Origin of the sequence: Alienimonas californiensis (genome assembly GCF_007743815.1) — a bacterium.
Lineage (GTDB): Bacteria > Planctomycetota > Planctomycetia > Planctomycetales > Planctomycetaceae > Alienimonas > Alienimonas californiensis.
Window position 1 is genome coordinate 2722861 of the sequence record NZ_CP036265.1, and the last position, 11740, is coordinate 2734600.

The 11740-nt window shown below is 70.4% G+C and carries 10 protein-coding genes; 5 read left to right on the forward strand and 5 right to left on the reverse strand.

From position 1 onward, the window contains the following. The first annotated feature begins 20 nt into the window (after positions 1–20). Positions 21–260 (forward strand): hypothetical protein, encoded by a 240-nt coding sequence (locus CA12_RS10770; RefSeq protein WP_145358953.1) that lies wholly within the window; start codon positions 21–23, stop codon positions 258–260. Positions 261–273: 13 nt separating this feature from the next. Here the strand turns inward: CA12_RS10770 and uvrB are convergent, their stop codons facing one another. The 3 genes from uvrB to tsaE all read right to left on the reverse strand — a co-directional run bounded on the left by uvrB (position 274) and on the right by tsaE (position 3908). After that, complete coding sequence (uvrB, locus tag CA12_RS10775) at positions 274–2367, reverse strand: excinuclease ABC subunit UvrB (RefSeq protein WP_145358954.1); 2094 nt, start codon at positions 2365–2367, stop codon at positions 274–276. Between the two features lie 124 nt (positions 2368–2491). Beyond that, the gene (locus CA12_RS10780; protein WP_165700685.1) at positions 2492–3295 is read right to left on the reverse strand and encodes a segregation and condensation protein A; all 804 of its coding nucleotides are present in this window, start codon (positions 3293–3295) and stop codon (positions 2492–2494) included. Continuing rightward, the gene (tsaE, locus tag CA12_RS10785) at positions 3285–3908 is read right to left on the reverse strand and encodes a tRNA (adenosine(37)-N6)-threonylcarbamoyltransferase complex ATPase subunit type 1 TsaE (RefSeq protein ID WP_145358956.1); all 624 of its coding nucleotides are present in this window, start codon (positions 3906–3908) and stop codon (positions 3285–3287) included. Before tsaE ends, CA12_RS10780 begins: the two co-directional genes overlap by 11 nt. On the opposite strand from tsaE, the gene CA12_RS10790 reads away from it, so the two are divergent. After that, entirely contained in the window at positions 3907–4992 is a 1086-nt protein-coding gene (locus CA12_RS10790) for a C45 family autoproteolytic acyltransferase/hydolase (RefSeq protein WP_145358957.1), read from the forward strand. The genes tsaE and CA12_RS10790 overlap by 2 nt on opposite strands. 528 nt (positions 4993–5520) lie before the next feature. After that, the gene (locus CA12_RS10795; RefSeq protein WP_145358958.1) at positions 5521–6336 is read left to right on the forward strand and encodes a gamma-glutamyl-gamma-aminobutyrate hydrolase family protein; all 816 of its coding nucleotides are present in this window, start codon (positions 5521–5523) and stop codon (positions 6334–6336) included. 261 nt (positions 6337–6597) lie between these two features. Here the strand turns inward: CA12_RS10795 and CA12_RS10800 are convergent, their stop codons facing one another. Together CA12_RS10800 and CA12_RS10805 are read right to left on the reverse strand one after the other, a co-directional pair. Continuing rightward, a complete protein-coding gene (locus tag CA12_RS10800) occupies positions 6598–7944 on the reverse strand; it encodes a sulfatase-like hydrolase/transferase (protein WP_145358959.1) in 1347 nt (448 codons plus the stop codon). Positions 7945–8160: 216 nt separating this feature from the next. Further along, entirely contained in the window at positions 8161–8589 is a 429-nt protein-coding gene (locus CA12_RS10805; RefSeq protein WP_145358960.1) for a hypothetical protein, read from the reverse strand. 54 nt (positions 8590–8643) lie between these two features. Between CA12_RS10805 and CA12_RS10810 the strand changes: the two genes are divergently transcribed. Together CA12_RS10810 and CA12_RS22030 are read left to right on the forward strand one after the other, a co-directional pair. After that, positions 8644–9504, forward strand: a complete 861-nt coding sequence (locus tag CA12_RS10810; protein ID WP_145358961.1) for a deoxyribonuclease IV — start codon at positions 8644–8646, stop codon at positions 9502–9504. A 294-nt stretch (positions 9505–9798) separates the two neighbouring features. Next, positions 9799–11634 carry a hypothetical protein gene (locus CA12_RS22030; RefSeq protein ID WP_165700686.1) on the forward strand — a complete coding sequence of 612 codons (1836 nt, stop codon included), beginning with the start codon at positions 9799–9801 and terminating at the stop codon, positions 11632–11634. Positions 11635–11740: the final 106 nt, after the last annotated feature.

The window sequence follows — 11740 nt, forward strand, 5'->3', positions numbered from 1 at the left end:
CCTCCGCCGAGCCGTCCCCCGTGCGTCCGCAGCATCAATTCGATTGGAGTCACTTCTGGAAGTGGCTGCCGGCGTATCTGGCGGTCGTGCTGGCGTTGTACGTGCTCGCCGCGGGGCCGCTCTATTATCCGATCTATTACGGCGTCCACTCCGGCGCGAACTCGTTTCTCGTGCGGCTGTATTTGCCGCTGATGGTCCTGTGCGAGGCCGTCCCGCCGATCGGGGCGGCGATGGACTGGTATCTGCAATTTTGGGTGTAACGCCGCGGCGCCGTCACTGACCGGAGGAACCGGCCGGCTTGGGCACCCGTTCGCCCTTCTTGCCGCCGCCGCGGCCCCGCCGGCCGCGTTTGCCGCGACCGCCGGCGGGACGCAGGTCGGATTCCTCCAACGCCTCACCGATGCGGTCGCTGAGCTTGGCAACTTTGTCCCGCAGGCCGGCGGCCTTCTCGAACTCCAGGTTCTCCGCGGCGGTCAGCATCTCCTTTTCCAACTCGGCGATCAGTTCCTTCGTAATCGTGACCGTGCCGGGGGCGGCGGTGACGGCTTCGCGGACGCTGCGGTTCGCCTGCACCTCGGATTCGATACCCCCGCTGATTTTGCGGGTCGTGGAGCGGGGCGTGATGCCGTGCTTTTTATTGTGAGCGATCTGAATTGCCCGGCGGCGGTTCGTCTCCTCCATCGCCCGGGCCATGCTCTCGGTGACGCGGTCGGCGTATAAAAAGACCTCCGCGTTGACATTCCGGGCGCTGCGGCCGATCGTTTGAATGAGGCTCGTTTCGCTCCGCAGGAAGCCTTCTTTATCGGCGTCGAGGATCGCCACCAGCGAGACCTCCGGCAGGTCCAGCCCTTCCCGCAGCAGGTTCACGCCGATGACGACGTCGTGGCTGCCCTCCCGCAATTCGCGGAGCACCTGGACCCGCTCAATCGCGTCCATCTCGCTGTGCAGCCACATACATTTCACGCCGTCTTCCTGAAGATAGGCGGTGAGGTCTTCGCTGAGCCGCTTCGTCAGGCAGGTGACCAGCACCCGCTCGCCGCGTTCGACGCGTTTGGCGATCTGCTCCCGCAGGTGGGGCACTTGGCCGCGGGCGGGGACGACATGAATTTGCGGGTCGACCAGGCCGGTCGGGCGGATCACCTGCTCGACGATCTCCCCGCCGGTGAGGTCTAATTCCCACTCGTTCGGCGTGGCGGAGACGAAAATTGTCTGTCCGCGGCGCTCCTCCCACTCCTCGAACTTGAGCGGGCGGTTGTCCATCGCCATCGGCAGGCGGAATCCGTGTTCCACCAGCGTTTTCTTGCGGGCGTGGTCGCCGTTGAACATCGCCCGCACCTGCGGCACGGAGACGTGCGATTCGTCGATGACGGTCAGGAAATCCTTCGGGAAAAAGTCCAGCAGCGTGTCGGGCGGCTGGCCCGGTTGGCGGCCGGCGAGGGCCCGGCTGTAGTTCTCGATGCCGGGGCAGAAGCCGGCCTCCTTCATTAATTCGAGGTCGTACCGCGTCCGGGCGCTGAGGCGCTGGGCTTCGAGCAGCTTGCCTTCCTTGTGGAACTGTTCGAGCTGGGCGTTTAATTCGTCCTCGATCTCCTTGATCGCCCGGTCCATCTTGTCCGCCGGCATCACGAAGTGCTTGGCGGGATAGATGTACGCCTCGTCGACCTTCTTGATCGTCTCCCCGCTGGTGGGGTTGATGACGGACAGGCTCTCCACCTCGTCGCCCCACAATTCAATGCGGTAGGCGAATTCCTCGTAGGCGGGCCAGAGTTCGATGGTGTCCCCCCGCACCCGGAACCGGCCGCGGGCGAGGTCGTAGTCGTTGCGGTCGTATTGGATGTCGATGAACTTCAGCAGCGCCTCGTCGCGGTCCAGTTCCTCCCCCACCTGGATCGGTACCATCATGTTGACGTATTCCTTCGGGCTGCCGAGCCCGTAGATGCAACTGACCGAGGAGACGACGATCACGTCCCGGCGGCTGACGAGCTGGCTCGTCGCCTGCAATCTCAGGCGGTCGATCTCCTCGTTGATGCTGGAGTCCTTCTCGATATAGATATCCCGCGCGGGGATATACGCCTCCGGCTGGTAGTAATCGTAATAACTGACGAAATAACTGACGGCGTTGTGCGGGAAGAACTCCCGCAACTCCCCGTAGAGCTGGGCGGCCAGGGTTTTATTGTGCGAGAGGACGAGCGTGGGCTTCTGGACCCGCTCGATCACGTTGGCGATCGTGAACGTCTTGCCGGAGCCGGTGACGCCGAGCAACACCTGATCGCGCTCGCCGTCCGTTAAACCCCGCGTGAGGGCGTCGATCGCTTTGGGCTGATCACCGCCGGGGGCGAACTCGCTGACGACCTCGAACTTCGGCACGGTGACAGTCGGGGGGGCAGGGGGTGCGTCGTGAGCCCGAAGCGCAAGCGAGGCCGGGGCGGGGGCGATTATAGGCGCCGCGTCCGGCGACCGGGCCGCTCCGACCCTCGCTTGCGCTTCGGGCTCACGAATCGGCCGGGGGTAGAATCACGATCGGGCCGAAGTTCCGGGCCTGCTCCGCCCGGAAGCGGTGGTGGCGGAGCAGTTCCAGCACGGCGAGGAAGGCCCCGGTGACGGCGTCGCGGTCGCGAGGGTCGGCGAAACAGTCCTCGAACCGCAGCCGGCCCTCCTTGCGGACACGGGCGGCGAGAATCTCCACCCACTTCGCCACGGGGATCGCCTCCCGCTTCACCGTCCCGGCGCCGACCTCCTCGGCCGGTTCGATCACGCGGGCCAGCGCCCCGACCAGGTCCCACAGCTCCACGTCGCGGATCCGGTCGGCCCCGCCGTGGTCGTTGGAGGGTCGCTCCACGATCCGCGGCAGCCGCTCCGCGGCGCCGGAAGCCCGGCGTTCGAGGGCGGCGGCGGCCTCCTTATAACGGCGGTATTCCAGCAACCGGCTCAGCAGGGCGGTGCGGTCCTCGCTGGGGGCTTCCTCCTTCGTCTTCTTCGGGGCGACCGGCAGCGCCCGCTTGCTCTTCATCTCCACCAGGTGGGTCGCGGCGGAGAGGAAATCGCCCGTGCCGTCCAGATCCAGGAACCCCAGCGTCCGGCTGTAGGCTTCGAACTGGCCGACGACCTGCGCCAGCGGCAGATCGAGCAGGTCCAGCTCGCTGCGGCGGGCGAGATGGTGCAGCAGGTCGATCGGGCCGACGTACAGGTCCAGCTCCGCCCGGAACCCCTCCGGCTCCGGCGGTTCGGCGACCGCCCCGTTCCCGGGACGCTGTTCGGGGCGATGCACCGAGAGGGCGGGGCCGTCAGTCTTCATCGCGGCCCGCGGCGGGGAGGGAGGCCGGGTCGAACGCGGCGAGGATCGCATCCCGCAGGCGGCGGGAGTCCGGGCCGCCGGCGGACAGGGCGACGGAGCGGCTCGTCTCGCCGGTCGCGGCGAGAGATAAGGTGAGGCGGTCGGTCGGCAACACCTCATCCACCCGCTCGGCCCATTCGATCAGCATGGCGCCGGACTCGATGAACTCCTCCGGGCCGAGGTTCAGGTAGTCGTCCTCGTCCGCCAGCCGGTAGGCGTCGAGGTGGAAGAGGAGGGGCGGAAGTCGCAGTTCGGCGGGGACGCGAGGAGCGGTCCGGGCGACGTACTCGCGGACGAGGGTGAACGTGGGGCTGCCGATCTGCTCCGGTTCCACGCCGCAGGCCAGCGCCACGGCCCGCACCAGCCGGGTCTTGCCGGCGCCCAGTTCGCCGTTCAGCCCGACGACCGACCCGACCCGCAACAGGGAGGCGAGGACGCGGCCGAGCCGGTCAGTGTCGGTTTCGTTGGAAAGCGTGAGGATCGCAGCGGTCCGGGAGTCGGCGTCCGCCCCACCGGCAAGCGCCGTGCCATCCGGGGGTGAGGCGGCGGGAGGATTGTGTAAAGATTGGGGCATGTCGCGCTCCGCCGATCCGCCGCACTTCGCAGGGCCCGGCGGCGGGGGCGCGGCCGGCGGCGGGCTGCCGCCCTGGGCGGACGCCCCGTCGGTGCGGTTGAACGGCGATCTTCCCCCCGCCGAGCGCTTCCGGCAACTGCCCGCCGATAGCCTGGGGCGCTGTCGGGAACTGCTCGCCGACCTGCGGGCCCACCTGCCCACCGGCGCCGGCGGGCTGGCACTGGCCGTCAACGCCCGCACCAAGGGGCGCTGGCGGGCGGAGGCGGAGGCTCTCGCCGAACTGCTGGACACCACCTGGGCCGAGGTGCTGGTGGCGAACTGCACCTACGACCTGGCCCTCAGCGGGTTCGCCTGCAGCACGGCGGCGCTGGCCACGCCCCACGGCCCCGTACTGGCCCGCAACATGGACTGGAGCCCCGCCGGCCCGCTGGCCCGCGCCAGCCTGCTGGTGGAAACCCGCTACGACGCGGAACCGGGCGGCGCGCCGCTGACCGTCTGGAACGCCGGATGGCCGGGCGGCATCGGGGTGGTGACGGGGCAGAGTTCCCGCGGGTTCGCCCTGGCGTTGAACGCGGTCGGCGTCGCCGGGGCGCCGGACCTGCTGGGCTGTCCGGCGCTGCTGTTCCTCCGCCGCGTGCTGACGGTCGCCCGGGACTTCGCCGACGCGGTGGTCCGCATCCGGCGGGAGCGGCTGGTCTGCGGGGCGATCGTGACGGTGGTGGGCCGGGAGAACTCGGAGCGGGTCGTGGTCGAGCGCACGCCCCGCCGCAGCGGGGTGACCTGGGGCGAAGGAAGCGACCCGCTGGTGGCGACCAACCACTTCCGCGTGTTGGACGCCGGCGGGGGCGGCGAGGCGGCGCCCCCCGACGGCGACGTGATCGGGCATTCGCACGAGCGGCTGGCCGCCCTATACGAGGCGGCCCCCCGCGGCGAAGTGAGCGACGGCGGCTGCTTCTACGCCCTGACCGAGCCGGACGTCATCCAGAACTGCACCGCCCAGCACATCGTCTGCCGTCCCTCGGAGGGCACGGTGCGACTGGCGGTTCCCCGGGCGCTCCTGACCCCCGGCGTCTGCGGGTGGTGAAGACCCTGATTCCGCGGCTAGGGGAGCGGTTGGCGTCGCGAACGCTGCCCCTGAAGGTTTCTGTCGCGTTTTGAAGCAGATTGGTCGCCCATCGACCGTCGAAAGCGTTGCAGAATTGAGCGCCGGCGGTCGATCGACGTTCACCTGAACGAACGTGGACGGCAGATCTGGGTGCTTGAGGGAAACCCGACACAACTTGGGGGGAGGGGATTCACTAGGGGGTTTTCCCGACTATCTTCCCCCTCGTCGCCGGTCGGGGCGGCCGCCGAAACGTTCGGCCGGCAAGCCCCCCGCGACCGGTTGAAAGGATTCGACCGCACCCCGGAGCAAGACGCTCCACGTCGAGAGACCCCGCCGCGACGGCATGATCGCCCGAGCGGCGGGGTCCTTACGGCACCCCCCGCACGGCCCCAGTCTCCGTCATCTCGCCCGCAACGGGAAGACGGAACTGACAAGTTTTCCGCGACCCATCCCGGACGCACGATGCGTCCAACGTCTTCCCAGACGACCTTGGAAAAGGATTTTCCGATGCCCCGCCGCAAAAAGCCCGCTGCCCCCGCCCCCAAGCCGGCGCCGAAGCCCGTTATCGGGATCAACGGGGACTTCCGCGGCCCCAAGGCCGACAACAGCCTGCCGGCCCTGAGCTGGTTCAACGCCGGCTACTTCGACACCGTCGCCAAGGGCGGCGGCCTGCCGACCCTCATCCCCCCGATGATGGACGACGAGGACCTGCGGCAGTACCTCGGGATGGTGGACGGCATCGTCCTCGCCGGCGGCCCGCTGGACTTGGACCCGGCCCGGCAGGGCGTCGAACGGCACCCCGCGACCCGCTGCATGCCGTCCCGCCGCGAGGACTTCGATCGCCGCCTCGCCACCATGGCGATCGAGATGAAGCTGCCGATCCTGGCCATCGGCGCCGGCATGCAGCTCCTCAACGTGCTGATGGGCGGCACCCTTCATCAGCACCTCCCCGAGGACAACCCCAGCGGCCTGCCGCACCGCGACGGCTGCGAGGCGAACCTGCGGCACCTCCTGGAGCCGGTCCCCGGCACCCGCGTCGAAGCGGCCTACGGCAACGGCGAGATCCGCGTGAACAGCCTGCACCACATGGCCGTCGACGCCGTCGCCCCGGAGTTCATCGCCAGTGCCCACGCCCCGGACGGCATCGTGGAGGCGATCGAGACCCAGGACGACGACTGGTACTGCGTGGGCGTGCAGTGGCACCCGGAAAACGAGACTGCCAGCGCCCTGGACATGCAGTTGATCGACGGCTTCCTCACCGCCTGTCGCGAGAGCAGCCCCGCCGTCCTGCCGATGAGCCGCGGCCTCCGCGCCGCCGCCTGACCCGACCGGCCCCGGCCGGTTCCCCGAACCGCCCGGCGTCCCAGGCCCGCTCCCCCCGGCAGGACGCCGACCGGGGCGGGACCACACCCGAAGACGCCGACGCGACGAAGCCCGGGGCGAATGGAATTCGCCCCGGGCTTGTTGCTGCGCCGAGAGCACGATCTTCGTTTTGGAGGAGGGAACGGAGCCGCGACCGTCAGGGAGCGTCGCTCAGCGGAGCTGCATCGGCGACCACGGCCACGACGTACCACGGCGAGACGATCACCGTCCCCGTTCGGCCGAGAAGCAGTCCTCGTTCGGCTCGCGGGGCAGCGTGGAGGTCCAACTCTCCAGCAGAGTCTTCAAACGCTCGACCTTGCCCGGTCGCTCCTCTTGCATGTTGTGCTCCTCAAGGCGGTCGTCCGGGAAGCGAAACAGTTCGACCTGCTGCGCATCCTTCCCGAGAAGCAGCTTCCAGCGGCCCTCGCGAACCGCCAGTGCGGGCCAGTTCTCGCCGCGGGCGGACGCGGAGCTCCATTGCCAGAAAATCGGCTTCTCGCGAGTCGCATACGGCTTGCCGAGCAGCGCACCAGACTGATCGACGCCGTCGGGCTCATACCCCTCCGGCAGTTCCGCTCCGCCCAGCGCGCAGAAAGTCGGCAGCAGGTCGACGGCCGTGAGCGGCGTCGTGTCGTCAGTCTTCCCGGCGGCGATGCGACCGGGCCAGCGGGCGATGAACGGCACGCCGATGCCGCCCTGCAGGAGCGAACGTTTCCGACCGCGGTGGCCCCCCGTCGTGCCCACCGACGCGAAGGAGCCGATTCCCGGCCCCGTGGACCGGTCGTCCGTGAGTCGGCGGCCGCTGGAATTTTCCGGTCCGTTATCAGAACTGAAGATGACGAGCGTGTCGTCGGTGAGTTCTAAACGGTCCAGCGTCTCCAACAGACGCCCGACGCGGGCGTCGGCGTGGGCCAGCACGGCGGCGTAAATCCGATCGCGTTCGTCCTCGAGATGCGAGAACTGTTGTAGATACTCCGGCTTCGGGTAGTGCGGCGTGTGCGGTTCGTGAATCCACAGATTGAGAAAGAACGGCTTCCCCTCGGCGTGGCTCTTCTCGACGAACTCGATCGACCGACCCACGTCCTCGAACACCGGCATTTGCGGGCCGGAACAATTAAAGGCTCCGTAGACGTCGAAGCCGTATTCGGTCGGAAGCGGCGCGTCCTCGACCATGGTATTCGTCAGGTGCCATTTGCCAAAATGGGCCGTCGCGTAGCCGGCGTCCTTTAACAATTTCGGTAACAGCGTCGCCTTCGGATCGAGCCAATCCGGCATGCCGCGTTGCCGATGAGACGCGACGGTCGCGAAGTGCCCGTGGATGCTGTGCCGGGCGGGGAACTGACCCGTGACCACGGCCGCGCGGCTCGGCGAACAGACGCCGCTGGCGACGGTAAACTGATAAAAGTCCGTCCCCTCCGACGCGAGGCGGTCCAGATTCGGCGTCTCGAGATAAGGGTGCCCATGGCAGCCCAGGTCGCCCCAACCCCAGTCGTCGGCGAAAATGAAGACGATATTCGGTCGTTCGGCGGCGTCCGTCCGCCCCGCAAGCAGCCCCCCGAACGCGATCAAGACGCAGGTCGAGAGGGACGCGAATCTGTGCTGAGTCACTACGGGTTGCCTATGAGCGTCGTCTAGCGACTCGACCCCCACGCCCCGTTCCTGCGTCACGCGAGCCGCGCCGTATTAGTTGGGAACCGTTCGATGCGAAAGCGTATCGGGTCGCTCCGATCGGTTCAATCTGCCCCCTCGACAGCCGATCGAACGCCGTCGGGGAACAGCGACCACTCAGTGGCCCGCGGCGACCCGTTCCGCGGCGGTCTCGGGTGTGTGATTGAACAACACACGGCCGCCCGTGCCCCACATGCCCGCGGACCAGGACGCCCACCACGGGGCCGGGCGATGGTGGAACAAGGCGACCGCCGAGCGCGGCAGACGGGCCGCGTTCACCTCTTCCACGCCCCCGCCGGGGATCGGCTCGAACTGCACGACGACGGGCAGCAGGGCGTCCAACCGACCGTCCGGGGCGGTGACGAAGGTCGGCTCGCCGGAGAACTGCACCTCGACCCACCGCAGCCCGGCCGGTTTGCCGTCGCGGCCGGCGAGGGCGCGGAACCGCTCCTCCAGTTCCGGCCGCACCGATCGGAACAGCCGTTCGGCGGCCGTGCGGCGTTTGCGGGAGAGGCGGGGGGGCGGGGCGGTCGCGGCGTCGGACATCGGCGGCGATGCTAGCGCCCGCCGTTCGCTCCCCCGACCTCCCGCCGCTCGCCCATGCCGCTGTTCGGTTCGCACCTCTCCGTCGCCGGCGGGTTCCACAACGCCGCCGATCGGGCGGGGGAACTGAAACTCGCCGCGGTGCAGATCTTCACCAAGAGCAACCATCAGTGGGCCGCCAAGCCGCTGACGGAGGAGCTGACGACGCGCTGGACCGCCGCCCACGCCGCCGCCGGCTTGCGGTTCGCCTGCTCGCACGCCAGTTACCTGATCAACTTCGCCACCCCCGACCCGGAACTGCGGGAGAAGAGCGTGGCGGCGATGGCGATCGAACTGGAGCGGGCCGACGCCCTCGGTTTGGCCGGCGTGGTGGTGCACCCCGGTAGCCATGTGAAAAGCGGTGAGGACGTCGGCCTCGCCGCCGCCGCGGCCGCGATCGCCGACGTGCTGGAGCGGGCGGCGGGCGGAACCTGCGGCCTGTGGCTGGAGAACACGGCCGGGCAGGGCACGAACCTCGGCTGGAACCTGTCGCACCTCGGGGCGATCGTCGACGCCGTGCCGGAGCGGCTGCGCGGGCGCTTGGGGGTCTGCTTCGACACCTGCCACGCCTTCGCCGCCGGTTACGACCTGCGGGACGACGCCGGCTACGAGCGGGCGTTCGAGGAGCTGGACGCCGCCGTCGGGCTCGACCGGCTGGCCTGTTTGCACGTGAACGACAGCAAGGGGGGCCTCGGCAGCCGGCTGGACCGGCACGAGCACATCGGCGAGGGAGAGATCGGCGACGCCGGCTTCCGCCGCCTGATGACCGACCCCCGCTGGGACGACACGGCGTTCATCCTGGAAACCCCCAAAAAGGACCGCGACGGCGTTCCGTGGGACACGCTCAATGTGAAACGGTTACAATCCCTCACCCGCTGAGTCGCCTCAGTCCCCGCAGTCGGACCCGCTCCGCCCTCCGCGCCCGCACGGACAGGCGGCGCTATCCGGCGGCGTGGAATAATCCGCACAGTCCCGCCCCCTCGTTCCGCGATTCGGGCCGGCGGCGGTCGCGGCGACGGCGAGTCCGATCCGAATCCAGACGGTGCCGACGGTTCTCCCCCGGCCCGTTTGCGGGCCCGGTTGAGTCCCGTTCCGCCGCGGCCGACGGATTGGCCGCGCCCCCGCCCCGGCTCGCCTGAGCCGCCGGCCCCGTCCATGGAAAGGGCTTTCGCAATGCCGCACCGCACCGCCGCCCGCCGTCCGCTCCCGGTTTGCGCCCTGCCGCTGCGCGACCGGGATGCCAATTGCCGGACGGGAGGCCCCCGGACCGTTCGCCTGCTGACGTTGCGGGCGGCACGGCGGGCGGCGTTGCCGTTAGCGTTGGTTCTCTCCGCGGGGGCGGTGGGTTGCCAGTCGGCGTCGCGTCCGCTGGAGGCGCTCGCCGGCGTCCGGGACGCGGCGTTCCACCCGAATCGGCCCTGCGAAGGCCCCGGTTGCGGGCCGGACGCCGTGGCGACGGCGCCCGATCCGTTCGCCGCCGCGGAGCGAGCTGTCGCTCAGCAGGAATCCGCCGACGAGTCCCGCGTCGTCGCCGACGCCGGGGCCGCCCCGCACACGCCGGACTCCGCGAAGCAATCGGACGCCCAGGCGGGAGCGAAGTTCGCGGACGAGTTCGACGCGATGCTCGCCGTCCTGCGGGACGAGGCGACCCCCTTCCCCTCCAGCGATCCGGCCGATCGACTCGATTCGGCCGCGGGCGACGTCTCCCTCGCCGGGGCAAACGACGACATGACCGCCGCGGGCGAGGATCCGTCCGCTCAGGTGGAAGCGCTGTCGAAAGCCGCCCCGAAGGCGGATCTCGCCTCCGCCCCGACCGGCCCGGGCGACCTGTTCTCGGACGCCCCGGTCGGTCCGAGGGACCTGTTCGCCGGCGCCCACGCCGAGCCGTCTGAGCGGCCGACGTCGCTGGATCAGGCCTTTGCCGACACCGCCGCCCCGGCGTCCGTGGAGACGACCGCCGGCGCCGTGGGACCGACCGACGCCGTCCGGAACGCGGCCGTGCAGAACGCCGCCGCGGAGCAGACGGACTTGGCGAACGCGGATTCGGCGGCGGAGACGGCGGCGGCGGATGATTCCGACCTCGTGCCGCCGCCGTGGGGACCGGCCGCCGTCGCCGCCCTGGCGGCGGACGATCCGGGGGACGGGTTCGACCCGTTCGCCCAGTCCGATCTGACGGCGCAGGCCCAGCGGACCGCGCAGGCCGCGAAGGCGGCGCACGACGCCCGGGCGGCTGCGACGACCTCCGACGCCGCCGCGGCGCTCGCCGCCCCGATGCCGAGCCCGCTGCCGGCCAGCAACCCGTTCGGCCGGCCGCCGGCCGCGCCGTCGGCGGGGGCGACGGTCTCGGCGAACGTCGGCACGCTGCCGTCCGCGGAGGCGGACGTGGCCGCGGCGCCCCGTCCCGTGCCGGTGGAGGCACTGGGGCCGCTGCCGGAGCTGTCGTTCGGTCGCCCGCCGTTGCCGCCCTCGTTCACCGGCGATGAGGAGTCGTTCGCCCCGCCCGCCGCCTCGCGGATGGGGTCGGCCGACCCGTCGCTGGCCGCCCTCGCCGGCCCGGACGCCGGCCTGCCCGAGGGGGAGCCGCGGATCGCCTTCGGCCAGCAGGAACCCGCCTTCGGCCCGCCGGAGACGGTCCCGGCGACGGACCTCGAACCGGCCCTCGCCGCCCTCGCGGCGCCGGCGCCGGTGCCGATGACCGACGCGGCGGTGAACGCGGCGGAGAAAGGGAACGGCGGGCGCTTCGCCCCGACGATGCCGACCTCCGACGCCGCCGCCCCGGCGCTCGTCGCGGGCGAGGAGCGTCTCCCGGACCTCCGGACCGCCGCCCGGCCGACGGCCCGCGGCGAAGCCCGATTGGCGGGCGCCGTCGAACTGGACGCCCCGGCGATGCACCCGGCGGGGGGCGTTCGCACTGCCTCGCCGGCGGCTCCGCTGGCCGCCGGGTTGGGCGTCGGCTGCGTGCTGCTGGTGGGCCTGAGCCTGTGGCGCCGGCGGGGCGGGCTGCTCTAGGGCGTTTTCGGGCGGACGGATCGGGCGGTTCCGTGCCGTCTTGACAGGGCCGCGGCGTGCGGTAGCGTGAAGGTCTCCCATCGTCACCCGCCGATTGCGGGCCGGA